The sequence below is a fragment of the Halomonas sp. GFAJ-1 genome (genome assembly GCA_002966495.1).
Lineage (GTDB): Bacteria > Pseudomonadota > Gammaproteobacteria > Pseudomonadales > Halomonadaceae > Vreelandella.
This window is the reverse complement of record CP016490.1, coordinates 357,569-384,345: the sequence shown is the minus strand read 5'-3', so window position 1 is coordinate 384,345 and position 26,777 is coordinate 357,569. Positions and strand designations below refer to the sequence as shown.

Here is a 26,777-nt window from a genome sequence, read left to right as displayed (position 1 = left end):
GCCTGTGGGGGTAAAAAATATGTTGGCTGAGAACCTTAAAACTGGGCGCAAATGAATACCTGGGTCACTAGGTGGTTACCGCCAATTCACTTGATGAGCTGTTCACCAACTAACACTTCTTCGCAGAGAGTCGAAATAGGTGCGCTGAAAATTTAGGGACTCTTGCTGGAAAGAGCATCGCCAAGGACGAGTTCAACGAGGAATGTTGTGACAAGGTTGCCACTATCGAAAGATCAAATCCCCTTCCGGGGCGCTCGGTGAGATCGAACGGGTCAATATTGATGTTGCCAATCAGTTGCCCGTGTCGTCATGGTTGGATGTTGAATTAGCCAATACCTTACTTATCTTCCACCCGGTTTCGGTGCAAAAGGTTTCGCGGCATTACGAAGTAGTCAGTGGTTTTCGCGCGTTTCATGCTGTAAGTGCATTGCTGGATCCAGAAGCCTTCATCTCGGTAGGCATCACAGATGCTCACGAATCTGATTTGGTCAGAGGAGCGTTGTTTGAGCTTATTAGCCATAGCCTGATGCACTGTCCTGTGGCTGTGGATGCGAAAGAGCGCGTCTATCGACAGTTAAAAGAGCTCTCTATTACGCTGCGTAAGACGCACGGCATCAAGGTGCCTAGGTTTTGTACGAAAAGCCTTATCTGCTAACTTTACCTATGCAAAAGCAGCATAGGGGAAAACAATGGTCGGACGTTACGAGATTTCTGATGACGGCTGGGCACAGATCGAAGATATCGTGGCTCCCCCTCAAACCATGGGCAGACCCAGGCGGGATGACCGGAAAATGCTCAATGGTGTCTTCTGGGTACTGTGCTCTGGTGCTAAATGGCGTGATTTACCCGAGCGATATGGTCCTTGGTCGACGGTTTATGACCGGTTCCGCAAGTGGCGTGATGACGGCACCTTTGAAGCGGTACTTTCTCGCTTACAGCTTAAGTTACGTGAAGATGGGCTTATGGATCTAGACACGTGGATGATCGATGCCACTTCCGTGCGAGCCACACGCGCTGCCGCTGGAGGCGGTAAAAAGGGGGTTCAACAGAACCGCTAGACCACGCGCTCGGCCGTAGCCGCGGCGGTTTAACAACCAAAATTCATTTGGTTTGTGATCGTCATGGCTGGCCACTGGCGTTCACACTGTCTCCTGGTCAAGAGGCAGATTCTCGTCACTTCGTTGCGACATTAGAGAGCATTCATCTACCAGGTGGCGTCGGGCGTCCTCGCAAACGTAGTCGCTATGTGGTGGCTGACAAAGGATACGACAGCGATGAGCTGCGTCATTATTGCGACAGGCACGGCATGAAACCCGTGATTGCTCAGCGCAATATGCACCGAAGAACCCGGCCTGGGCTACCTAGACGGTTCGATAAACCGAAATATCGGCAACGGAATGTGATAGAACGCTGCTTTAGCTGGCTTAAAGAATGTCGCCGGATCGCCACACGCTATGAAAAGCTGGCAAGTAGCTTTAAGGCGATGGTATTCGTGGCGTGCATCGACCGTTGCTTGCGAGCCAACTTTTCGTACAAAACCTAAGAGTCTGTCCACACGCAATCTAAAGGCATTAATGGGACTATAAGAGCACCGCATCACGCATTCAAGGAAGCGGAAGTCAGAACTCCAGCGGATCATGGAGTCCCAGTGACATGGTGATGCAAGCAGATTTGGAGAAATTGGCAACTTTGAGTAGCGTGGAGCTTTCCAGAATAGAAAAGCTGCTTGCGCTGCTGAAAGCGCCGGATGATCTAACCCACCTTCTCCTAGTTATGGAAAACGTGAACCGTGCTTTACAGGCAGTTCAAAGAAGCCAAAAAATTCGGGAGGATCTTGATGATGCGATCGAAAAAAAGGAGGAGCAAGGCCTCTTTCATTACCTGACTGACATTGTCCGGATTATCTCCGTGCTGAAGGAGTGTGATCGCGACAGTTGCCCAGAGTCGTGGCTAGATCAGTCGGGTAAGCAGCGCGGCATTATCAATGACCATCCTGAGTGGGCGATGCTGATTCTTACCTCCGATGCTGAAAGCTATGGCAATGATGCCTATTGGCAGCATATGGGTGTGGTTGTGGCGTGCTCAGCCATTCAGCGAAAGCGACACCAAGCGCGTATTGGTTCCGAAATTACCGCAGCTTGTCGTGATATCCGTACGATCGCCAATGGCAAGAAGCCCCTCGGGCTGTTGGTAGAGATAGAGATAGATACCACCCTAAAAAGCTATCACAAACAATATCTGTTGAAGGGCGACGAGATCCTTGAGCCGCTTTCAGGTATCGAGCTGCTCGTTCGAAAAGTACTTGGCCATAAGGGAAAGACGAGAGACGGTGGGGGCGGCGGTGGTCACTCGGCCCGAACGATTGAACGGCACGTTGAGATGTCGGATTCGGATGACGAGGAGCATGAGGGGCCAGAACAGTCGGTACAACTGTTGGAGTCGGCCGGTGATGAGCAGGCGCAAAGTCGTCAGCGTGCCGCAGGTCTGCATCCAAAAGAATCCCAGACACTGCGTGCCGTATCCTTCACAGAAAGTAAAGCCTCCCCCACATCAGGGTTTGATCTAAGAGACTTGATCCGGCGCCAGAGCAGCCGTATCCAGCATATCAGTCAGTCCAACCAGCGGCTTCCTTTTCGCTACGCTCGTTTAAGCCGGGTCGAACTGGCACTTGCCGCGAAAGCAGCGTTTGAGCTATTTACGGGCCGAGGGCGATTTGACTAACGCGATAACGAAGACGTCTCTGCCGGCCTTCTGCTTCTATTGATGATCTGGCTCGGACGTCCCGTTGAGCAACTTCTAAAGATGCGGGTGTATAGCCATCGGCGTGATTTACCGAAACACCGCAAGGACGTACTCGCTTTTCTAGTTGAAGAGCACGCCTTTGTACTGCCCATTCCGTCGCCGGAGTGGCGCAACAGCCTCCAAGACGACGCCAAGAAACTGCTCTATACAGCCGGTGAAAGCACGCCTGCATTGGTGGATGAGGTGGTAGTGGTTGCCAGTCCCGTACGAATGGGTAAGTTTATCTCGCGTCTCAGCCTGATGCGGAAGAGCCGGACAAAATATCGTGAATTGTTTCCCGAATGGCATCATGGCGGCATTGAAAATGCAATGCGGGCGGCAGTTTCAAAGTTCAACCGCAACCACCGTATGCGGCTGACTCCTCACCGTATCAGTCAAGCGCTATTCGATGAGATAGTCGGCCACTCCAGCGATTGGGTCGACGCTTACCTGTTGACTGGGCACCGTTTTACTGTCGCTGATGTGGCTGCGCACTATTACAGCGTGCCAGCTGGTTACCTTGAGACACTTTATCATAATGCTGCTGTATCACTGCGCAACAGTATTTATCAGCATCTCAGCGTTGAAGAGAAAAACTACTACGCCTTCAAGCAGTCCGTACAAAACTGCGGTGACCATGGCAGTAAACTGAACCTCAAGCCATTATTGCTAACACGCCTTGTTAAGCATTTGAAGAGCGAGCTGCGGGCAGCAAGGCGTCTCCAGCCTAATGATGAGAGTTGGCGTCAAACGCATAATTGTTGCGTGGGTTACATCGCTTTCTGGATACTGTTCGCGACGGTTTACCGTGCGGTCAATGATCTGGTTTTTCGCTGGAGAGAGATCGATTTCACGTCCGGTTTTCTGACTATCTCTGATAAGGACGACGAAGCGATGAGTCAGGCACGTATAGTTTGGTTACTGCCCGAGCTGCGTGAGCAACTACGTTACTATGCGAGCCACTTGGAAGTGCTGCAGGCACGGCTTTATCATCGAGCATCACTCTATGAGCATCTCGAGGCGGTGTTGAGTGAGCCTCAGCCAGATGTACCACTAATGTTCTTTATAAGTGACAGCTGGCAGATGGTACAGCTCTCTCCAGAGAATCTGCGGCGCCACGTGCCCGTCTTTACGCTACCGGTCAATGCCAGCCGGCATTACCTTCGCAGTGCTTTACGTGCTGAAGGGGTTCGTGGCGAACTGGTTAATGCTTTCATGGGGCACACTCAACAAGGGCAGGAGCCATTTGGTGCCTTCTCTACTTTGACTCCCGTCGAGATGTTTCGAGAGCTAGCGCCTGTACTCAATAAAATGCGCCGGGAAGCGGGGTGGACAGTTCAGCAAGGGCTAGCCGATGTCTGACCATATCTTGGAAGTGTGGAGCGGATGGAAGTTGATACAAGTTCCCGATGGGGCTGGAGGGGCTGAGGCGCGTCACCGGCAGCATCTGGTCAATAGGCGTCGACACCAAATGGCAGTGCTGGAACTGATAAACGAAACACATCCCGGTTTGGTTCACGGTGAACGAAATATTAATGTGCCGCCAGACACCTCTCAGCAGTGGGAAGAGGCCCTACAAGCCGGTGACAACCGTTCGGTCGTTGAAATTCGCAATAAGATGAATTTCCTGTCATTAGGGCTGTCGCGTGGGCAGCGGGAGTTGTGTTGGGATGTGCGGGTTCCGTCGCCGTTGCACTTGATCAGGCCAGCAGCAAGCCCTTTCACACCGTCATCTTTCAAAAGGGTAAGTGTTTATCGCGACTGGTGCCGACATGCAGACCTCGTGATTCAACAACCGGCGTTTCAAGCGCTTCTTTTACATGGCAATGGAAAAACTGGACACCGCCGACTTGAGCCCGACATGATCAGTTGGGGGCTGTTTCTTTATTATGTGATGACGAATGATAGCTTGTTGGGCAGCCAGCATGTGAGCGCACTACCATTGGCGACCCGCACATTAGCAATCCATGAATCTTCTGCTTGGCTGGTATTGCATGAGACGGTGCCGGACGGCATGCCAGGGAAAAAAAGAGTACTGCCACGTAGCCGCTGGCAGTTAGGAGTCCCCGCCTTGGCGGTATTGATGCGCCATATCCATCAATTCGGTCACCCTAAACGTTGTGACGGTTATCAGCAGGCACGGGCTTATACCCAGACGGCTTGGCTGCATTTCTGTGGTGCTTTAAAGGCAGAAAAGATGTCACTTTCGGCGTTTCGTGAGGCTGCCACGACCGCTCTTCGCCTCAGTGTCCCGGCTTATTTAGTGAATAGCGCAAATGGTAAACATCCAGGCACGTCGATTGCAGAAGAGCGTTGGCAGCAACTGCTTACCGGTGGGTACGTAGAACATACCAAGCCAAAAGCCGAGCAAGGAGATAAATGTACAGCAGCCGGGCCCGGGCTAACGGCAAGGGATACCGTGCGCCATGCGCGTGACCAACCGCTGTATGAAGGGCGGGCTCTGCTGAAATCGTTACACGATATGCTCTACAAGCGCCGAAACCAGAAACGCCTCAAATTTGCTGATCTTTCTCGTGAACTAGAAAGTGCCGTCGTTGCTTCTCAGCGTATGGCGCCCATTATTGAATGCCTGTGCCGCTGGCTACTGTTCTTGCACCAAAAGCAGAAGCGAAAGCAGTCGACACTCTATAAGTATCTAGGCGTCAGCATGCCGCTACTCCAGACTATGGGAAACACGCCTATTGATCAGGATAGGCTTGAGGCACTTGTTGAGTCTTATCAACTTTTAGTTGAGCAAGCCAAAACAGAGAAAAACCGCCACTACCGTTGGTCAGTGTTGCGCTCATTCCATTCATTTCTCGTCATTGATCAGGGGGTGGCAAGCGTCTCTATGGCGTTAGCTGACGGCGAGTCCGCTGCTGCGCATCACGCTGATGCCAATTGTGTGTCAGAAGTTGAGTACCGTTTAATAGCGAGCCATCTGGCCTCCCGGATGACTAACATCATGGGGCAGATTCGTTATTGGATATTTGTGCTCGGCTTTCGTGCCGGCCTCAGGATCGGAGAAGCGCTGTCTATTCAGCTGGACGATGTCTTACTCCATCCTGAGATGGAGTCTACTGACGTGACGCTTCTGATTCGCAACAATACTTATGTCGGCATCAAGAGCCATGATTCACGCAGACAGTTACCTCTACACCATCTGCTGACAGATACTGAGTTGGAAGGCTTTAAAGCCTTTGTCGCCAATCGGTATGCAGTGGCCAGCCATGGCCGCGTCATGCTGTTCGGTGAAGGCGGTGGTTCAGTGGCGCCCCTACACGATGATCAGGTGCAGGCTGAAATTCACGAAGCCATGCGCCGTATCACCGGGGATTACAGTCTGCGCTTTCACCATTTGCGACACTCGCTGGCCAATTATCTACTGCTCTCTTTTCATGGTGTAGAGATAACGTGGACAACGCCTGTTCATCATGACGCACTTTGGGAACAGCTCTCTGGTGGCCCCACGCGATCAGGGCTGTATTTTATCGCCCAGCTGATGGGGCATGCATCGCCCGATGTGACACTACGAAGCTACTTGCATTTCACCTGCCTACTCCTTGACCACTATTGCCACAAGCAGTCTGTTTCTGTGGATAACTGTATTCCGAATCACGCAATTGCTCAGTTGGAGTCTTTAGTTAACGTAATCCAAATCAAGCCTGCGACACTGCGTAAATGGAAAGAGCGATACGGTGAAAAGCCGCCACTATGGTTTCAGAAAGCTTTTCCCAAGTGCTCTGTCATAGACGTTACCAAGCAGCCGTTAACTCCCTATCCTGAGTTACCAAAGAAGGTGTTGCTTGAGCGCCAAGGCCTAAGTCAACTATCTTTAGAACAGGTTGCTGCGGCGATGGATGCTTTGTATCAATGGGGTTTTGATGATGTTGAACATATTTTTAATTTGTGTGAAGGCGAGGCAGAGCGGCTAACGTCTTGCGCGCAGCGTGTGCTTACAGTCCCCACGCGGCGGGGGAAAAGCGCCTTTCGTCATTATCAGATGACGAAAGGCAAGCAGCCGACACCGAGCAGTCGCGCCCATCCACGGTTGCCGATGCCGCACTCTCTTGCGGAACGTCCAGTGATCAATGCGATGTATGAAGCGATCTGGTCGCGTTGGTTAAAGCAGCATCCAGATGAATTGCGTAAGCAGCTACGCTTTTTCTATCGCTATCACCGTGCCACCGACGGCCACGTATGGATTCGTAATGCCGATGACGGCCTGGCCTTCGTGAGTTGGGTGCTAAGTCTGAATGCTCGTGTGAAAGCCTTCATTGAAATAACTCCCAGTGTTCAATCGCCGTTATCTGGCCTGCAACAGCTCAGCGAGTGGAAGAAGCGACTACCCTCGCATCAACATAAGGTGGAATGGCAATCTAAGCCTCCAGGCAACCGTTTTTCAAAACCGCTGGGCACGGGAAACGTAACGTTCTATGTGGCTAATGAGAATAAGCGCTCTCGAAGCGGCTACCCAGTACGCTATGTGCTGGTGATGGCGTGCATCGTAATGGCGACGGTCGCCCAACATGATAACTCTAAAGTGAGGTAGGAAGAGGCGACACTTCCCCCGCTGGTCCTAAGCTGCTGCTCCGTTATCGAGTCAATACGCGGACGTCAGAACATGAGAGCCGTTACTATCTCAGCAGCCTAGTGCCAGATGCCGACCAGCTGGCCAAAGCGGTTCGGCAACACTGGTGCCTGGATGTGACCTTTGCCAATGACCAGATGCGGGCACAAACGGCGGAAGCTGGGCATAAAATGGTCATTCTCAAGCGGTTAACGCTCAACCTGATTCGCATGGATCCGGTTTCAAGACCAAGCGAACCCTTGTGGCCAGCTCAGATAAATACCGCGCTCATATACTTGGTTTGGAATGAGAAACCTTCTTTACGTGCGATTGCCCTGCAGGCTTGGGACGATGCAATGGTACTTACCAGGATCTACTCCACCCTCTCAAGATAGGAGTCTCCGGTAGCCCTGTGCGGTTCAGTGGTCAAAGCGCATGTGGTGGATTAATATTAATGAGTTTATTGCGATGATGCATTCATGTCCTCGCACGCATTACAGGAGGCACTTAGATGGAAAAATCTAATGCGCTTAGTGATGTAAACAAAAGCAGTGACTCTCTGCAGCGGCTTAAAGGGTCGGTCGGCAAATATAAACTGCCATTTGAGCCTGTAAGTGTTAATGACTGGGAAGCCCTTGCCCCTGCCACTCACTTAAGTGATGAAAATGAATCAGGATAGGCCTGCATTGCATATGCTATGTCAGTGAGCACATTGTAGGTAGGCAAGGAGCAGAGCAATGAAAGTGACTGAAAAAGTAGAAGTCAAGGCCGTCACTGATGTGGTGTGCGATGTATGCCTAACCACAACGCGTGTAACAGATGAAAATCTTGAGTACGCCACCCTTAAGGCACATTGGGGCTATGGGTCTCAACACGATGGCGAACGTTATGAAGTTCACCTGTGCGAAAGCTGTTTCTTTAGGGCGCTGGCCTACTTCAAACAAGAACGCCGCGTGCAAAATTTGTTCAGCGAAGATAGCGATAGAGAGCGAGCCTTAAATACAGATAATCGTCTGGGAATAGTGGCAACAGATGACTATTTCCGCGACAGGAATGCATAAATCTTGATAAGTGGTTACTCCTCTATTTGGATCGGCTACAGAGGGTTGCTTTAGGCAGATTTCGACCCTGGGCAGTCTTTCAGATTGCATATGAAGTGCTGTTCCACTGATGCGGCGTGTCAAAACCTTTCATGAAGGTAGTCAGATTAGGTTTTGTACGAAAAGTTGGCTCGCAAGCAACGGTCGATGCACGCCACGAATACCATCGCCTTAAAGCTACTTGCCAGCTTTTCATAGCGTGTGGCGATCCGGCGACATTCTTTAAGCCAGCTAAAGCAGCGTTCTATCACATTCCGTTGCCGATATTTCGGTTTATCGAACCGTCTAGGTAGCCCAGGCCGGGTTCTTCGGTGCATATTGCGCTGAGCAATCACGGGTTTCATGCCGTGCCTGTCGCAATAATGACGCAGCTCATCGCTGTCGTATCCTTTGTCAGCCACCACATAGCGACTACGTTTGCGAGGACGCCCGACGCCACCTGGTAGATGAATGCTCTCTAATGTCGCAACGAAGTGACGAGAATCTGCCTCTTGACCAGGAGACAGTGTGAACGCCAGTGGCCAGCCATGACGATCACAAACCAAATGAATTTTGGTTGTTAAACCGCCGCGGCTACGGCCGAGCGCGTGGTCTAGCGGTTCTGTTGAACCCCCTTTTTACCGCCTCCAGCGGCAGCGCGTGTGGCTCGCACGGAAGTGGCATCGATCATCCACGTGTCTAGATCCATAAGCCCATCTTCACGTAACTTAAGCTGTAAGCGAGAAAGTACCGCTTCAAAGGTGCCGTCATCACGCCACTTGCGGAACCGGTCATAAACCGTCGACCAAGGACCATATCGCTCGGGTAAATCACGCCATTTAGCACCAGAGCACAGTACCCAGAAGACACCATTGAGCATTTTCCGGTCATCCCGCCTGGGTCTGCCCATGGTTTGAGGGGGAGCCACGATATCTTCGATCTGTGCCCAGCCGTCATCAGAAATCTCGTAACGTCCGACCATTGTTTTCCCCTATGCTGCTTTTGCATAGGTAAAGTTAGCAGATAAGGCTTTTCGTACAAAACCTAGCTCCAATCCGATCTGTGGATAAACCACTGAGTGTCAGGTGCTGGAATATAAGACAAACAGCTAGCGTGACGCCGGTCGATCTCTGGCTTTAGACCGCTACCTCTTTGTGTTCTAAGCGGTAGCCGTACTTGTAGACGCTTTTAAGCTGCAGCCCATAAGTGCCGTCAAACGATAACTTTTTCCGCAGGCGGCTGATATGCGTGTCGATTGTGCGTGTGGAGAGGTCTGCGCGCACCCCCCACACCATTTCCAGTATGTTCTGTCGGGAGAAGAGCTGGCCAAGGTGGGAGAGAAAAAGCGCAGCAAGCTCATACTCACGGGCCGTGAGCTCAACGGGCGTGTTGTTTACGGTAATGGTGTGGTGGCTCGGCGCTAGCGTGTAAGCGCCAAATGCCTGGGTGGCGTCGCTAATGTCTTTGTTAAGTCCGGCACGACGAGCGAGTGCGAATATCCGTGCACGTAATTCTGCGGGGCGTATGGGTTTGGTAAGGAAGTCATCAGCGCCACTCTCGAGCGCCATCACAACATCATTTTCACCCTGGCTGGCGGTAATAAAAAGCACCGGGCCGGGCCAGCCAAGATCTTGACGCAAGCGCTTCATGAGCTGCATGCCGTCGGCATCCGGTAGGAACCAGTCGAGAATCAGCAGATCAAAGGTTTGCTTGCTCATTGCTTTCAAAAGCTCGCTTGCACGCTCAAAGCTATCGCACTGAATCCGTGGTTCGTCCCAGTCCTTAAGTGCCGAGACGAGGAAGCGTCGTTGGATTGGATCGTCTTCTAATATACCAATATGCATCTTTTTACCTTACCGCCCACCGCCTAGTGCACGGATACAGTGACGGGTGCCTGTGGCTATAAGACAGAGTTGAGCTCGTGAAGCGCTGACTGAATGGATGCGTGTAGCCGGTCCAGCAGCTCAACCTCCAAAGAGGTTTTACCCTCTTTAATCTGCTGGTCAATCACCTGTGCAGCCGCTGCAATATGGGTAGCACCTACTGAGCTTGCTGATCCTTTAAGTGTATGTGCTTGACGTGCTAAATCGGTAGTGATGTCAGTTCTTAGCCGTTGGGGCAGACCAGCAAACTCGGTGGTAAGCTGCTCATGGAACATCGCCAACACCTCAAGATACAGCTCTTGATCGCCGTCGGCATATACAAGACCAGCGTCGATATCAAATTCTCGCAAGGATTCTAGAGGTAGTGTCACAAGCAAAGCTCTCTTCTCGACGGTATTGGGCATATGCGGTCGCAACTTTAACCGCCATGGCGATATTGACAAAGATTCACACATTTAACTAGTTCGACAGCGTAAAGTAATTCTTAAAGATCCTAAATAATAGAGGTAAGTATGGCGCCTGCTGAAACGCTGCTTGTCATCGATGACGATCCTACGCTGCGCCTGTTGGTATCGTCAGGGCTAAAAAAGCGCGGTTACCACGTGGTGCAGGCAGCCGGTGTGGAACACGCGCTAGCGCTGATGGTGCAGCACAGCCCTGCGTTGGTGTTGGTTGATGTCAATATGCCGGAGCGCAATGGGTTTGAGTTTGTGCAAGCCGTACGCAATGGCGAAACGGGTAGCCGTAACCGCGATAAGCCGCTGCTCATGCTGACCGGCTCGGACGATGTGGCGTCTATTGACCAAGCGTTCAGCTCTGGGGCCACGGACTTTATCACCAAGCCAATTAATCTTGCGCTGTTAGCTGAAAGGGTGAAATACGCCCTGCGCGGTGCGGCGCGCGAGCAAGCCCTACGCGAAACACAAATTGAGCAGGCAAGCGCATGCCGCTTAGCGCACCTGGGGTTTTGGCAGTGGGACGAGCAAAGCGATACGTTGAGCTGGTCAGAGGGAGCCACAGAGGTGCTGCGCTGCGAGACTCTGCCGGAGAGCGGCCAAGCGCTGCTGTCACTGGTTGGGCAGACAGACCGCTTACGTTTGGAGGCCGCCTTGGTGTCAGCCCAGCGCAGTGGCGAGGGTATTAACCTTGAAGTGACGCTGACGTTGGGCAACGAGGAGCGCATCCTACGTTTACAGAGCGCGGCCAAAACCGAGGAGCACAAGCTGATCGGTGCCTTTCAAGATGTCACCGCGCTACGTGCCTTTGAGGATAAAGCGCTCTATCTGGCAGAGCACGACGAGCTGACAGACCTGCCTAAACGTCGGCTGTTTCTTAACCTGCTCAATGAGCGCTTGAGCAGTGCAAAACAGCAGGTTTGGTCGGTGAGCGTGATCGACGTTAACCGCCTGCACCGCATTAACGATGCGATGGGGATTCAGGCTGGCGACCAGCTGTTGGTGATGTTTGCTCAGTGTCTAAAGCAGAGCGTGCCGGATGCACTGGTATGCCGTTTAGAAGCTGACACCTTTGCCGTCGCTATGCCTCATCTTGACGAGCGCGATGCGCCGGTGTTTTGCCGCGACAAATTTTTGCCACTCGCAGGCACCTACTGCCTTAAAGGCGAAGAGATATTTGTCGACTTCACCGCTGGCGTTAGCCTCTTTCCAAGCAACGGCCATAGCGGTGATGAGCTGTTGCGTTCGGCCCTGTTAGCGCAGCGGTTTTGCCGTCAGCAGGGTGGCAATCAAACGCTGTTGCTATACGAAAGCGCGCATGCTTTTGAGAACGTCGATGCATTGAGCCTGGAGAATGACCTGCGAAAAGCCTTGGATAACAATGAGTTTTTCCTGGTTTACCAGCCCCAGCAGAGCCTTGTAAGCCGCCGCTATGTGGGGGTTGAGGCGCTGCTGAGATGGCGCCACCCGACCCGTGGGGTCATCTCACCGGCTGATTTTATCCCGCTGTTAGAAGAGAGTGGGCTGATCATTGACGTGGGGGACTGGGTCGCCAAAGAGGCGAGCCGCCAGCTGGCCCAGTGGAAGCAGCAGGGAATCCAGGTGGTGATGGGCATCAATATTTCTGCCCGTCAGTTTGAGGTAGCAGGGCTTGCAGAGCATATCGCGCGGCATGCGGCGAGCTATGGCCACAAGCCGCAGGAGTTCGAGCTGGAAATTACTGAGAGTACCGCCATGCGCAATCCGCAGGCGACACTGGCGATTTTACATAAGCTCAAGGGGATGGGGTTTAGGCTGGCCATTGACGACTTTGGCACGGGGCACTCGTCCTATGAGTATTTGCTGCGCTTCCCGCTGGATACCTTAAAAATTGACCGCAGCTTCATTGTTGAGATTGCCCAGTCCCGTCAGAACCGCGCGATTGTGCGCTCACTTACTGCGCTCAGCCAAGGGTTGGGATTGAAAACCATTGCCGAAGGGGTTGAGGACCAGCGTCAGCTCGACTACCTGGATGCGCTGGATGTGGACGAAGTACAAGGCTTTTTACTTGCAAGGCCGATGGAGCCAGCGGCATGCCAGGCATTCTTGCAGCAGCAGTTGGTTAGCGTAACGGCGAGCTGAACGTGGGTCATCTATACGCCATCCACTGATGAAAGCGCAATATCGACGAACAAAGGTAGCGATATGCAACAACACTTTGATGCCAGCGGTACGGTAAAAGGATTTGCTAATGCGTTGCAGACGCTGGCATCTCAAGAGGATGTTCAAGCGATTTTGGTCCTCGCCTGTGACGATAATGGCTGGACGCCCAGCGCGGTAGACCCCTGCTTAAAGGCGTCGCACTTGCCGGTGTTAGGTGGCGTTTTCCCACAGATTGCCTATAAAGGCGCGAATTATCGTCAGGGAACGCTTCTAGTCGGCTTGAACAGTGCGCCAAGCATCGGCGTGGTAGAGGGATTAAGCGCTGAGCAAACGCAGTTCGAAGAGGCGCTGGCCGACCTGGAAGCAACATGGCCGGAAGACGAGAGGCCGCAGACCTATTTTGTCGTGGTAGATGGTTTGGCGTCGCGTATTAGCGCGTTTGTTGAAAGCCTGTTTTTTACGTTCGGGCTGGAGCACAACTTTATTGGCGGCGGCGCTGGGTCGTTAAGTTTTGTACAGCGGCCCTGCCTGATTACGCCTATAGGCTTAAAAGAGGATGCTGCGCTTGTTGTACGGCTACCGATGCCGAGCGTGATTGGTGTTGCCCACGGTTGGAAGCCCATCAGCGATGCCTTCACCGTCACCAGTAGCGAGCGTAATGTGGTGAAGAGTATTGACTGGGAGCCTGCTGCACAGATCTATGCGCGTCTGATAAGCGCCCATAGTGGTCAGCTGATCAGTGCGGATAACTTCTTCTCGATTGCTAAGTCTTACCCGTTAGGTATTGCCCGCTACGATGCTGAGCTGATTGTGCGCGATCCACTGATGATGAATGCCCAGGGTGAAATTACCTGCGTAGGAGAGGTGCCGGAAGGGTGTCGCGTGACGCTGCTGCATGGCAATCCGGGAACGCTGATGGGAGCCGCCGCCTGTGCCCATCGCCAGGCTACGGCGCATTTGGCACCGGGGGCGCAGGTTGATTTGCTGCTGATTGACTGTATCTCTCGCGTACTTTTTCTAGACGACATGATTACCCATGAGCTGAAGGAGGTCAGCCGAGGTCAGAATGTCTTTGGCGCCTTTACCCTGGGGGAAATCGCCAATAGCGGTAGCGATTATCTCGCCTTTTATAACAAGACCGTGGTGCTAGGCGCGCTGGGTTAATCCATGATATACCCCGTTACACCATCAACACTCTCTTGGATATCGCGTGAATAAGCTGGCAGAAGGCGATCTTCTTTACGAAATTTCGCTGTCGATCGGGCAAAGCCTAGAGCTGTTGCCGATGCTCACACAGAGCGTGAGCACCATGGCGCGTGTGCTTAACTGCGTTAGTGCCTGCGTACTCAGCTATGCACAAGACAATAGCACCGTACCGCAAAGCACATCGGCACTGCCACACACCACCGGTACGCTGGAGTGGCACAGCGCGCTGTGTATTCCGCGCACGCTTAAACGGCAGCCGGAACATCTGGCGTTTATCGATGGTCTGCTCCTGCCTGAAACCGACGATCAGCAAGCCGCCTTTACGTCGAGCTTGCCCATGCGGGTCTGTGACCTTGATGGTGCAGGAGAGCGTTATGTAATGTCGCTGCCCCACTTCGGTTTACTGATTCTTTATCGTAAAGGTGAAGGGTTTTCGCACAGTCTACTTATGTCGTTGACCAAGCTTATGGAGAAGCTGGCCAACGCTGCCCGAGCGTGTCTTTACGAAAAGGAACTGCTGCACCAAGTTCAACAGGCAAAAAGCGCCAACGTAGCGAAAAGCCAGTTTCTGGCCAACATGAGCCATGAGATTCGCACGCCCATGAACGGGGTGATGGGTATGCTCGATTTGGTGCTGGAGACACCGCTTGAAAAAGAGCAGCAGGAGTACCTGAGCCTTGCGCGGCTGAGTGCGGAACATTTGTTGGAAATGATTAACCTGCTGCTGGATATTTCCAAGATCGAAGCCAATAAGCTCGATTTACGCCTGGAAAGCGTCGACCTCTACGCCTACCTGGGGCAAGTGATTAAAGCGCAAGCGCCCAGAGCGCTGATTAAAGGCGTTAAGCTTCGATACCACTTGGGGCGGGGAGTGCCGCGTTACGTGATGCTGGACCCGGTGCGTTTCCAGCAGGTGCTCACCAACTTGCTGGGGAACGCGCTTAAATTCACCGATCAGGGCAGCGTACAGCTGGACATTCGCCTGGCGCCATTCTCGACGGAGCCTCAGCCAGACGAGGCGGTATGGCTCACCTTTAGCGTCACGGATACAGGCATTGGTATACCGGAGGATAAGCTAGCCAGCGTCTTTGAGGCATTTGAGCAGGTTGATAGCAACGCTAACCGTCGATTTGAAGGCACCGGCCTGGGGCTCACCATCACACGCCAACTGGTGGAGCTGATGGGAGGGCACATCGAAGCGTCTAGCCTGCTCGGCCAGGGTACCTGTATGGCGTTTACGGTGCCGCTCGCTTTGGCATCGGCACCGGAATCTACCCCGGTCCTGCGATTTGATCCGCGTCACCACCGCGTACTGTACGTCGAAGATGAACCCGTTGATCGCTGGGTGGTCAGCGCAATGCTGCAAGCCCTCAAGGTAGACGTTGAGATATTTAGCAGCGGTCCTGAAGCGCTGTTTCGCCTGCGCCAGCTAGCCCCCCACGAGCCACCGTTCACGCTTGTGCTGATTGATGTCCACATGCCGGGGATGAATGGCTATGAGTTAGCCACGCGGCTGATCGAAGAGAAACAGGTGGTGCCTGAGCAGCTGCGTTTGGTGACGTCATCAGCCGTGACGGGGGACGCGCGGCGCTGCCAGGTGCTGGGGATTCCTGGCTATCTCACTAAGCCACTGACGTTGAACGACCTGCAAAACGTGCTTTCTGAAACCGCTACACACGCTGCCCCGCTGTCGTCACCCAATACGGTAGAGGAACCGCTGCTGCCCCAGCTGCCGTTCTCGGTGCTGCTGGTGGAAGATAACCCTATTAACCAAAAGCTGGCATTGAAGCTATTAGACAAGCTGCATGCTCGCTGCGAGTTGGCCAATAACGGACAGGAGGCGTTAGACAAGTGCCAGGAAACGCGCTTTGACGTTATTTTGATGGACATTATGATGCCGGTGATGGACGGCGTAGAGGCTACACACGCTATCCGCTTGTTAGAACAACAGCATGGTCAACCGCCAACGCCGATCGTTGCCCTGACGGCCAACGCAATGAAGGGTGACCAGGAGCACTACCTCGCCCAAGGCATGCAGGGGTACCTCACCAAGCCGATTAATTTAGAACGCTTGAGAAGCGAAATAGGGCGGGTATATCGTCCGCCGTCTACGCCGCCCACCACGCCCTTGCAGCCCGCTGCTAAGGCCATGACGCTGGAAAGCTTTTTAGCACTGGCGGATGACAGTGCGCTCTCTGAGCCTGGCACAAACGAGCCGCCTCAAGCGGATGCTCAAGCGTTAGACTGGCCGGCCACCGTTTCCCTGCTGGGTGGCAATGCGCAGCGCATTAAGCCATTGATGCGCTTGGTGCTAACGGAGCTTCGTCAGGTACGCTTAGGCTGTGAGCAGGCGCTTGTTGAGCCGTCCCAAATGGGTCGCCTAGAGATGCCGCTGGCGTCACTCTCTGCGTTGTTAGAAAACCTGGTTGCCGTGCCTGCCCAGCGCAGTGCCGAAGCGCTATTAACGGCGCTAACGTCCGATAACCGCGCTGATAGCCCCCTGGAACCGCACGTCGCTGCGCTCTCACAGGCATTGATTGCCTTGGAGTCTGCGCTGCAAGAAGTGCTTTAAACGCGTTAGGCGGTTCGGCGCTTTCACCTTCCCTCCTTTCTACCAAGGTGTGTTAGCGCTGGCACACAATATGGCAGTGTTGGCAAAGCCAATGTTCGCCAAGACAGTTTTTACAAAGGCTATGCTTGCAAAGGAGATGTTTACAAAGGCAGTGTTTGCAAAGCTTTGCAATTCCCCTGCAGCCACTGGTGGCTGAATACAGTATGTTACCAACTGGTTAATTGACTCATTTAATGACGTGCTATATCCACCGCTGAAAAAGCGAGCATGGCACGTCAAACGCACTGCTCGCGCCATCACTAAACGTCCCGTCAGCAGAGCGGCTCAACCTTGGGGGAGTAAGAATAATGGTCTCACAGCGTATGATGCGTCATGTACCATGGTTAGCAGGCACGGCCTTTTTGTTGCTGGCGGCCAGCATGCCCAGCGTTGCCTTAGAAGCCCCTGATGGCCCAGCCGTGCTCACCGTTAGCGGCCAGATTAGCGTAACCAATCAAGCGGACGAGGCGGTCTTTGACCATGCCATGTTGGAGGCGTTAGGACGTCACACCACCATCACCTCCACCCCTTGGCACGATGAAGCTCTGCATTTTACAGGGCCGCTGGCGCGCGCTGTCTTGCAAGCTGTGGGTGCAGAAGAAGCCCAGACGGTGATTGCAGTCGCCATCAATGGCTATGAAGTCGAAATCCCGGTGGAGGACTTCTATATCTATGACGTTATCTTTGCCACCCACGCTAACGATACGCCGATGAGTGTTCGTGAGCACGGCCCTGTCTTTGTGATCTACCCATTTGATAGCGATAGCAGCTTACACCAAGAAACCATTTACGCCCGTTCGGCCTGGCAAGTGACGCGCTTGCTTGTCGATGTTGACTGAGCGGCGCTTTCAACCGCAGGTAGTCGACAGCATGATGGGACGATTTCTTACGTTTTTGCAGTCGGCGATTCGTCAGCGCCTGTTGTCTGTGATGGGCATTGGCCTGCTGTTTTTAGCCTCCTTGACCTTGGGTGGCATTGCCCTGCACAAACACCAGTCGTCGGATAAGCGGCTTCTGGAGGACGCCTTGTGGGCGTCTTATCAGCTCGATCGTGAAACCCAAGCGGTGCGCGTTGCGCTGTTGCGCGCCACGCCAGACAACCTGGCAGAGCTGCTGTTGGCCTACGATATTTTGTATAGCCGTTTGAAAGTGATCGATCGCGGTCAAGTGGCGGAACTGATACGCAAGGTGTCGATGCGTGAATATTCTGTCGATGACATCCTACAGGCGATTAAAGCGCTGGATAGCCAAATTGCCGCGCTCACGCCCGCCTCAATAGCCGAGCAGCGTGATTCGCTTGACCATACCCTGGCCAATGTTCAAAGAGCCACTGGGGCGCTTGCCCTGCAGGCCAACCATTACTTTACGGGCCAGCGACAGCGCGATAGAGAAGCCCTACAGACGCTAATACGCGCTTCACTGCTGCTGGTATCGCTCACCATGCTAGCAGGGCTGATTTTGATCTTTCAGCTGCGCCGACAGCGGCTCTCCTTGGAGTCGCGCCAGCGCACGCTGGCAGAAACCAACGTCCAGCTATATACCGCTAAGCAGCAGGCTGAAAAGGCCAGTCAGGCAAAGTCCGACTTTATGGCCGTGATGAGTCACGAAATCCGCACCCCGCTAAATGGCATTGTTGGCTTAACGGATTTGCTGGAGCAAGAGGTTGTGCGAACGGCCAAGGGCCGCGAGTATCTCAATACGCTGCGTGCAACCACCGATGCGCTCTCCACCGTGATTAACGATATTCTGGATTACTCGAAAATTGCTGCCGGAACGCTAACGCTGTCACCACGGCGCTTTTCACTCGATGAATTTTTACAGACGCTGAGCACCGGCTACCGACTGCGCGCTGAACATAGCCAGGTGGCTTTTCACTGCGAGGTACCTGCACCGCTTGGCTGGGTGGAGGCAGATCCCGACCGACTGCGCCAGGTCTTAATGAACCTGCTGAATAACGCATTTAAATTTACTGAGGAAGGCAGCGTTACCCTCAAGGTGTCTGGGCAAGCGGCTAACGGGCATATCACGGTGCTGTTCAGTATCACTGACAGCGGCTGCGGTATGAGCCAGGAGCAGCAAAAGAAATTGTTTAAACCGTTTTCTCAAGTCGATAGCTCGCTGGCTCGCCGTCGTGAAGGGGCGGGTCTTGGGCTGGTGATTAGCCAGCGGCTGGTGGCGTCGATGGGCGGGCGTATTGCGCTAAAGAGTTCGCCAGGGGTGGGCAGCCGATTCTCCTTTAAGCTGACATTGAACGCCGCAAATCCGGTACCCGCTGTGGTGCCTAGTGCCGAGGAAGCGAGCAGGTTGCAGGGCCACCTGCTGCTGGTAGAAGACAACCCCGTTAACCAAATGTTGGCGCGTAAGCAGCTAACCCGAATGGGGCATACGGTGGCAGTGGCTGAAAACGGCCAAGAGGCGCTGGCGCGAATGGCGAGCGAAGCATTTGACCTTGTATTGATGGATATGCAAATGCCCGTTCTGGATGGCGTAGAAGCAACACGCCAGTTACGGGCTAGGGGGGTGACCTTGCCAATTTTAGCCATGACGGCCAACGCTATGCCTGAAGACCGTCAACGCTGTCTAGATGCTGGCATGCAGGATGTGATTACTAAGCCTGTTAAAACCGAAGTGTTATGTCGTGCTATTCAACAGCACTTACGGGCACAAAGTGATTGATATGAGCCAGTACGCCGCCACCACGCTACTTTGCGACAGTATTCAAGGGTTGCCCAACGCCGCCATGGCATTTTCAGCAGCCGGACAGTGCTGGGCAGCCAATACGCTTGCCTGTGAACTGATGGCGCTCAAGCAAGCGCCAGGCTCATTTGATGAGGCTGTACTTGCAATGCCGGTTCCGCTTGCGCATCCGTTAAAAGTGTTGTGGCAGTGCTATCAACAAGGTGGCCGTTTGGAAGCGGTGCAGACGACGGTTAGAGGGCGGCACTTTAGCCTCCACGGTACCGCGCTGGGCGAGCCTTGCTACGCTCATCATGGGGTTATGTTCACCTTGGAGGAGAGAACGCAGCAAGTGCGGCAAGAAACGCAGCTGGAAGTCTTTCGCCAAGGGGTGGCGAACTACCGTGAAATGCAACAAGAAGACGCGCGATGGACGTTTATTCTGGATGCGTTAAAGCGCATTACCAACAGTGAATATGCACTGATTGGCGAGGTGGTAAGCGGTGCCGATGCAGTGCCCAGCCTACGTATTCATGCCATTTCAGACCTCTCTTGGAGTGAGGAGTCGCGTCAGCTTATGGAAAAGCTGCGCTCAGGGGAGATGATGCTCTCCAACCCGAAGAGTCTCTTAGGGCGCGTTTTTGCCCACGGTGAAACCGTCTTAACGAATGAACTTAACCAGCACCCCCACCGGGGTGGCTTTCCGCCGGGCCACCCTGCGATCTACAACTTTTTAGGGTTGCCTATTTACGACAACGACCAGCTTATTGGCATGATTGGCGTCGCCAATGCCAGCCAAGGGTATAGCACGACGCTGGCTGATGAGTTGAAGCCCTTTCTGGTGACCTGTGGCCTGCTAATTAACCTGTACCGCGATAGCCGCCAGCGTGAAGAGATGGTGCGCCACCTGGAGGCCGCCCGTGATGATGCTGAACGTGCCAACCGCGCCAAAAATGATTTTTTGGCCTCGATGAGCCATGAACTGCGCACGCCGCTTAACAGTATTTTGGGCTATGCGCAGTTACTCTCGCGGTTAAAGGGCGACATGCCGCCCAAAGTCGCCACGTTTTCCCAACATATTGTACAAAGCGGCCAGCAGTTACTGGCACAAATCAGCGACTTGCTCGACTTTGCGCACTTAGGTCAAGCGCCTTCACCCGTGCCCCAAATGCCGGTGCAGTTGACCGACGTCATTGACGATGTCATACACCATTTTCAACCGCTGGCAGCACAGCAGGCAATTCTCATCATCTGTGACCTTGCCACCCCTGTATGGGCAAACGGGGAGCGGCTGCGTATTCAGCGTATTCTTCATCAGCTGGTGAGCAATGCCATTAAGTTTCAGCCCGACGGTGGGCAGGTCGCACTTACGATAGTTGAGGGGGAGCAAGAGGTTGGCATTGCCGTTACCGATCAAGGCAAAGGGATTGCCCCGGCTCACCATGAGGCTGTCTTTGTCCCCTTTAATCGCCTTGATGCGGGTATGGGCGTGGTAGAAGGCACAGGCGTGGGGCTAAGCTTGGCCAACCACTTAGCAAAGAGCCTAAACGGGCGCATCACCTTAGTGAGTGCGCTAGAGAAAGGCGCGTGTTTTACGCTCTGGCTATGCCGCGCCTTACCCGCTAGCGCGCTAGCGCCAGCGGCAGATACCGGTGACAAACAAGGCACTGCGTTTGGGGCGGGTGATAGGGCCGTTCGCTGCTTGCTATATGTTGAAGATAACCGCATCAATCAGCGGCTTATGGAAAAAATCATCGCGTCGCGCGGGCATTGGCGTATGGACCTAGCAGGCTCGGCAGAGGAGGGGCTTGAAAAGCTTGACGCTAATGCGTATGACCTTGTACTGATGGATATTAGTTTGCCCGGTATGGATGGCTATGCCGCCCTAAAACATATCAGGGCTAATCACCGCACGGCGCATCTGCCCGTTGTCGCTGTGTCAGCACATGCCAGTGACAGCGATATTCAGCGCGGTTTACAGCAAGGCTTTAACGACTATATGACCAAGCCTGTCGATATAGAGCGCCTGCAACACGTGCTTGAGCACCACTTAACGCAAACGTCATAGATAAACAGGTATGGGGAGACAGGTAATTGGTGAGTTCTGACGCCTATAGCGTAGCGCTTCAGCCCATCTGTGATAGGCGCTTTCTCCATGTGGCAGACAAGCTACTGTACCGCGCCCAGCCAGGGGCGAGTCATGCGGATATCGATGACCCGTTGCTGGCAACCGCGCGCGCTTGCTCAACAGCATTTTACGAGGTGGGCTTAGAAGCGTTGGTGGGTAGCCGCCAGCTGTTTTTTAATGCCACCAGTGAGTGGGTGATTAACCCCGAGATTATGCCGCTATCGCCCCAGCAGCTCGTAGCGGATATTCCTGCCCAGCTTTTCCATCAGCCAAGCCAGCAGCACGAAATGATCACAAGGCTTGCCAACCTGCGAGAGCAGGGGTTTCGTATCTGTTTGGACGATACTCTGCTGGACCAGCAGGGTGAAGCACTTATGGTCGTGGCGGATTTTGTAAAGGTCGATATCAGGCGTGAGGATGCCTACGTGCGCGCTACTCGCTATCAGGGTGAAGGCCTTACGCTGATTGCCACGTTTGTCGAGCAGCGTGACCAGCTTGAGCAAGCCAAACAAGCAGGGTTTCAGCTTTTCCAAGGATATGTGTTCTCACCGCCTAACCACGTGCAGGCGTTCAATGCGCGACGCTCCAGCAACCCGGCCGCCGAAATGCAGCTGCTGGCGGAGCTGGCGTGCTCAGACCCTGACCAAGCTAGGCTGGAAAGCTTGCTGGCGCAGCACCCGCACCTGTGTAATTTAGTGCTGCGTCAGCTCAATACCGCTGCCCATGCCAATCTAGTGCGACCCGTGAGCAGTCTGCGGGAAGCAATACAGCTTTTAGGCACACGGCGCCTGAAGTCCATGGTGATGACGATGACGCTGTCACGCAATGACCCGGTTCAGCGCTTGCAGCTGCGCCAGGTGATTATTCGTGCCGCGATTTGTCGCTATATCGCCCGCCGCCTGAGCGATGTTGAGGGTGACGTGGCGTTTACGCTAGGACTTTTGTCACTGATTGGTCGTGTTGAAGGTGCCTCTGTGGAAGAACTAGTGGACTCTATCCCACTGGAAGAGGACGTGAAACAGGCACTGATAAGTCGTGAAGGTAACCTGGGCCGCCTGCTCTCGTTGGTTGAGCGATTTGAGGTGGGAGACGTGAGTGGTCTTAATAGCGCCCTAGTTGATTTTTTTAACGAAGACTACCTTGCTGCGGTGGCATGGACAGAAGCGTTGTTGAGCGACTCTTCTGGGTCAGAGCCGGTATCAGGGTCATGGGGAGCAGCGCATGACTCAAAACAATAGTATCAACTCAAACAGCCACCACGAGCAAACTGCCCTGCACCGCGACTTGGAGATGTTTTTCCAAGTATCGCTCTCGTTAATGGCCATTACCGATAACCAGGGCGTTATTTTGCGCGTCAACGACGCCTGGCGAAACACGCTAGGCTATGCGCCAAATGCGGTGGTGGGGCACAGCGCATTTGACTACCTGCATCCTGATGATCATGCCGAGACCTTGGCCGCGTTCGAGCGGTTAGCAAAAGGTGAGCCGGTCATCAACTTTGTACACCGCTTCATCGATGCTCGTGGTGAATACCACGCCTTGGAGTGGCAGGCGCGGGCATTTGAGGGACGTGTCTTTGCCTCAGGGGGCGATGCGACCCAGCGTTTGGCCATGGAATCCCAGGCGCAGGAAGATCGAGACTTTTTACAACAAGTCATCGACGTCATTCCTAATCCTATTTTTGTAAAAGATTGGGAAGGCACCTACCTGCTGGGAAATTACAGCGTCAATATGGCCATGGGCGGCGCACCTGACAGTATCATTGGTAAAACGGATGCCGAGCTTTCTCCTACCGAAGATGAAGTTGGGGCTTTTTTACAGGCTGACCGCGAAGTGCTGCAGAATGGACAAATCAAACTGATTCCTGCAGAGGCACTCACCGACCAGGAGGGCATACAGCGCTGGTTCCAAACAACCAAAGTGCCGTTACGTCTACATCTGCCCCCTCAACAGCGCCGATTAGTGGGGATTGCCACGGATATCACCGACCGCAAGCAGCGCCAAGAGAAAGCCGAGCAGGCAAGCCTTGCGAAAAGCCAGTTCGTCGCCAATATGAGCCACGAAATACGCACGCCACTCACCGCGATACTTGGTTTTAGTCAGCTGTTAAACAGCACACCGCTGAATGATGAGCAGCGCGAGTACATAGAAAGCATTGCGTCGGCCTCTGTGTTGTTACAGGGGATTGTGAACGATATTTTGGACTTCTCGAAAATAGAATCGGGGAAGCTGGAGCTGGAGCCACGTCCCTTTGCACTTGCAGCGCTTCTGAAGCAGCAGAAAGACCTCTTCTTACATAGCGCGCAGCAAAAAAGCCTACGCTTTGAGACCCATCTCGATGCCGAGCTTCCCACCATGCTGCTCGGCGATGAGCTGCGTATCCAGCAGGTGTTAACAAACCTAGTGAGCAATGCGCTGAAATTTACCGAGTCAGGCAGCATCAGCGTGTCGCTAAGCGGCCAACAAGATGAACACCAACAGTACCGGCTTAGCCTCTGCGTGAGTGATACCGGTATTGGCATGACGCGTGCACAATTGGCGAAGCTATTTACCGCGTTTGCACAAGCCGACCCCTCCACCACGCGTATGTATGGAGGTACCGGCTTAGGTCTGACGATTAGCCAGCGCTTGGCCAAACTGATGGGAGGCGATATCTCGGTTGCCTCACAGCCTGGTAAAGGCACCGTGTTTACGTTTAGCGTCACACTGCCACCTGCTATTTCGACGCCACCGGAAGACAGTCATGCACTCGATAAGCCGGTAGCGCTCACCGGTATGCGCGTGCTGGTAGCCGAAGACAACGCCATTAATCAAAAGCTGCTGAATAAATTCCTTACCCGTTTAGGCGTTCACGTGACGCTGGTAGACAATGGGCAACAAGCAGTGCAGGCTTGCCAAGCGCAGCTCTTTGACGTGGTGCTGATGGATTTGCAGATGCCGGTGATGGATGGCTTCGAAGCCACGCGTCAAATCCGCAAGTTTCACGACACGCTACCCATCCTGGCCGCCTCAGCCAACGTGGTCACCGAAGAGCGCATCCGCGCTCGACACGCTGGTGTAAACGGCTACATAGATAAGCCTATCGACCTTCAGGCGCTAGCGCGCTGCCTTGCGCGCTACGCAGGGTCTTAGTCTTGAATACGGCTGATCGCACTGGCCAGCTGTTTCACTTGACCTTGAGAGGCTTGCACAAGTGAAGAAATTTCAGCGGCAGACGTATGTGCATTCAGCGCTAGCTGACGCACCTCTTTGGCGACCACCGCGAAACTACGGCCTGCATCGCCTGCGTGGGCGGCCTCAATAGTGGCATTGAGTGAGAGTAGCTGAGTTTGTGTCGCAATTTTATTGATAGCGTTAATCACACTAGAGATCTGCTGGCTCGACGAGAGCACGTCATCCATTGCCTGAAGCGTTTGGGTGTATGCCGATTTTTGATCGGAGATATCTGCGGCAAACACCACGTAGCCCTGAACGGCGCCGCTAATGGTTTTTAACGCTGACCAGTAACACGTGAACGCCAGCGGCCCATCAGGCCCCGCAAAAGAAGCGGAGTGCTTAACGACATCCTGTTTCTCCATCGCCTCTAATACGTCCGGTGTTAAGGACGCTTTAAATGCCTCTGTGTAAGCGCTGTCATGCGCAAAAAGACGCTCATAGGCTCGGTTAGATTCGGTGAGCTGCCACTCGCTACCCCACTCAATAATCACCATGGCCTCGCCGATCGCATTGATTTTACGTGTGAACGCGAGGGCTAGCTGTTTGGTTTCGGTGACGTTGGCCTGGATGGAGATATAGCGCTCTAAGACACCCGCTGGGTTATGAACGGGGTTAATCGAGAGGCTGATCCAATACTTGCTACCATCTTTTGCGTAGTTAAGGATCTCTTCGTAAAAGGGCTCGTGTTGATGGATTTTTTGGCTAATACGTTGGCGTGTTTCGGGGTCTGTTTCTTCGCCTTGTAAAAAATCGCCCGGCTTTCTGCCGCGCACTTCGTCTAACCCCCAGCCGGTTAAGCGTGAAAACCCTTGATTCACATACTCAATACGGCCTTCTGGGTCAGTAATAATGACCGAGTTGTTTGTTTTATTGGCCACCAGCGATAAAATTTCAAAGGTTTTACGCTGTTTAACCTCTTCAGTGACATCTTTTAAAAACGCGGTGTAGCAAATGCGGCCATCTAGATGAATTTTAGAGACCGATAGCTGCGCCCAACGAGGCGTACCATCACGTCGGTTAAACTCCACTTCTCTAAACGTGCCTACAATCCGGTCTTCGCCTGTGGTGCGGTTACGGTCGATGTAGTGATCGTGGTGCGCGTGGTGAATATCGGGAACCAATATCTTAACGTTTTCCCCGAGTACCTCTTGGCGTTGATAGCCCCACATACGCTCCGCAGCAGCGTTAAAAAACTGAATGTTGTTGTTTTCATCAATCGAAACCACGGCATCAACGGCTTGCTCAAGGGTTTGGCTAATGCTCTCACGTGCCTCTTTTTCTGCGGTGACATCTTGAACGAAGGCGTTATAAAACTTTTTACCGCGATGTTTTAACTTAGAGAGTGAAAGCCGCACCCAAAGCCGCGACCCATCTTTTCGCTCTAGCTGCACCTCGCGGGAACTGCCCACAATGCGATCTCGCCCGGTTTGACGGTGCTGGTTGACCCAGCCATCGTGCTGGCTCCGCATCTCTTGCGGAATCAGCATCGCCACGTTTTGCCCTCGCACCTCCCTGGCCGCATAGCCCCATAGCGTTTCCGCCGCGGCATTGAAAAAAACAACCCGGTTTCGCTCATCAATCGTAATAGATGCCAAGATAGTTTGTTCAAGCGCCTGCTTCTCGATGGTCTTTGTCAGCATAAATGGGTCCTCGCTGATGGGGGCTAACTTAAGTATGCCATATGGCGCTGAGTCAAAACGTGAACAAGTGTCAAGAAACTCGCCCAATACAAATCGTCCACGTTCAAAGTTGCGATACGTCGACCTGAATGCGTATTGCTGAGCAGGTAATGAGAAATAGGAGCTTAAACTGCTTCAAAGTGCTTCTTAGGGCGAGAATCCGAAGGCCTAAATGAGTTGCGGATAGCGTAAAACTTCTAGAGGATACGCTCTGAGCTGGCTAGCTAAAAAGCGTCACCACGTAAACTGTGGCGCATGGATGTTAACAATAATTTTTTAAATGCAGGCGGCATGCGATATACGTACACAGCAAGGGTGAACGCTACTTTATGCGCTGCGATGTGGTGGCGA

The 26,777-nt window shown here is 53.3% G+C and carries 19 protein-coding genes; 15 read left to right on the top strand and 4 right to left on the bottom strand.

Annotated elements, in window-relative coordinates; all coding sequences use genetic code 11:
* Positions 1-301 precede the first annotated feature (301 nt).
* The 7 genes from BB497_01695 (at position 302) to BB497_01665 (ending at position 8,412) form a co-directional block, all read left to right on the top strand.
* On the top strand, positions 302-655 hold the full coding sequence (locus tag BB497_01695; protein ID AVI61511.1) for a hypothetical protein: 354 nt from the start codon (positions 302-304) through the stop codon (positions 653-655).
* 34 nt (positions 656-689) lie between these two features.
* Positions 690-1,058 carry a transposase gene (locus tag BB497_01690; protein ID AVI61510.1) on the top strand — a complete coding sequence of 123 codons (369 nt, stop codon included), beginning with the start codon at positions 690-692 and terminating at the stop codon, positions 1,056-1,058.
* A 595-nt stretch (positions 1,059-1,653) separates the two neighbouring features.
* Entirely contained in the window at positions 1,654-2,721 is a 1,068-nt protein-coding gene (locus tag BB497_01685; protein AVI61509.1) for a hypothetical protein, read from the top strand.
* Positions 2,722-2,763: 42 nt separating this feature from the next.
* A complete protein-coding gene (locus BB497_01680; GenBank protein ID AVI61508.1) occupies positions 2,764-4,143 on the top strand; it encodes a hypothetical protein in 1,380 nt (459 codons plus the stop codon).
* Complete coding sequence (locus tag BB497_01675) at positions 4,136-7,333, top strand: DNA breaking-rejoining enzyme, catalytic core (GenBank protein AVI61507.1); 3,198 nt, start codon at positions 4,136-4,138, stop codon at positions 7,331-7,333. The genes BB497_01680 and BB497_01675 overlap by 8 nt, the downstream gene beginning before the upstream one ends.
* 101 nt (positions 7,334-7,434) lie before the next feature.
* Positions 7,435-7,746 carry a hypothetical protein gene (locus tag BB497_01670; protein ID AVI61506.1) on the top strand — a complete coding sequence of 104 codons (312 nt, stop codon included), beginning with the start codon at positions 7,435-7,437 and terminating at the stop codon, positions 7,744-7,746.
* Positions 7,747-8,088: 342 nt separating this feature from the next.
* On the top strand, positions 8,089-8,412 hold the full coding sequence (locus tag BB497_01665; GenBank protein ID AVI61505.1) for a hypothetical protein: 324 nt from the start codon (positions 8,089-8,091) through the stop codon (positions 8,410-8,412).
* Positions 8,413-9,043: 631 nt separating this feature from the next.
* Here BB497_01665 and BB497_01660 read toward each other — a convergent pair.
* The 3 genes from BB497_01660 to BB497_01650 all read right to left on the bottom strand — a co-directional run bounded on the left by BB497_01660 (position 9,044) and on the right by BB497_01650 (position 10,684).
* Positions 9,044-9,412 (bottom strand): transposase, encoded by a 369-nt coding sequence (locus BB497_01660; GenBank protein AVI61504.1) that lies wholly within the window; start codon positions 9,410-9,412, stop codon positions 9,044-9,046.
* Between the two features lie 154 nt (positions 9,413-9,566).
* Complete coding sequence (locus BB497_01655; GenBank protein AVI61503.1) at positions 9,567-10,274, bottom strand: DNA-binding response regulator; 708 nt, start codon at positions 10,272-10,274, stop codon at positions 9,567-9,569.
* Positions 10,275-10,330: 56 nt separating this feature from the next.
* Complete coding sequence (locus BB497_01650) at positions 10,331-10,684, bottom strand: hypothetical protein (protein AVI61502.1); 354 nt, start codon at positions 10,682-10,684, stop codon at positions 10,331-10,333.
* A gap of 141 nt (positions 10,685-10,825) precedes the next feature.
* On the opposite strand from BB497_01650, the gene BB497_01645 reads away from it, so the two are divergent.
* The 8 genes from BB497_01645 (at position 10,826) to BB497_01610 (ending at position 24,663) form a co-directional block, all read left to right on the top strand.
* Entirely contained in the window at positions 10,826-12,889 is a 2,064-nt protein-coding gene (locus BB497_01645; GenBank protein ID AVI61501.1) for a diguanylate cyclase, read from the top strand.
* Positions 12,890-12,952: 63 nt separating this feature from the next.
* Entirely contained in the window at positions 12,953-14,074 is a 1,122-nt protein-coding gene (locus BB497_01640) for a histidine kinase (protein AVI61500.1), read from the top strand.
* A gap of 46 nt (positions 14,075-14,120) precedes the next feature.
* Positions 14,121-16,688, top strand: coding sequence for a hypothetical protein (locus BB497_01635; protein ID AVI61499.1), 2,568 nt, complete (start codon positions 14,121-14,123; stop codon positions 16,686-16,688).
* A 347-nt stretch (positions 16,689-17,035) separates the two neighbouring features.
* A complete protein-coding gene (locus BB497_01630) occupies positions 17,036-17,566 on the top strand; it encodes an oxidoreductase (GenBank protein ID AVI61498.1) in 531 nt (176 codons plus the stop codon).
* A complete protein-coding gene (locus BB497_01625; GenBank protein AVI61497.1) occupies positions 17,556-19,403 on the top strand; it encodes a hypothetical protein in 1,848 nt (615 codons plus the stop codon). Before BB497_01630 ends, BB497_01625 begins: the two co-directional genes overlap by 11 nt.
* 1 nt (position 19,404) lies before the next feature.
* Complete coding sequence (locus tag BB497_01620; GenBank protein AVI61496.1) at positions 19,405-21,471, top strand: hypothetical protein; 2,067 nt, start codon at positions 19,405-19,407, stop codon at positions 21,469-21,471.
* Between the two features lie 26 nt (positions 21,472-21,497).
* Entirely contained in the window at positions 21,498-22,769 is a 1,272-nt protein-coding gene (locus BB497_01615) for a hypothetical protein (GenBank protein ID AVI61495.1), read from the top strand.
* Positions 22,753-24,663, top strand: coding sequence for a hypothetical protein (locus tag BB497_01610; GenBank protein ID AVI61494.1), 1,911 nt, complete (start codon positions 22,753-22,755; stop codon positions 24,661-24,663). Before BB497_01615 ends, BB497_01610 begins: the two co-directional genes overlap by 17 nt.
* Here BB497_01610 and BB497_01605 read toward each other — a convergent pair.
* Entirely contained in the window at positions 24,660-26,387 is a 1,728-nt protein-coding gene (locus BB497_01605) for a histidine kinase (protein ID AVI61493.1), read from the bottom strand. The two genes, BB497_01610 and BB497_01605, sit on opposite strands and share 4 nt — an antisense overlap.
* Positions 26,388-26,777 lie beyond the last annotated feature (390 nt).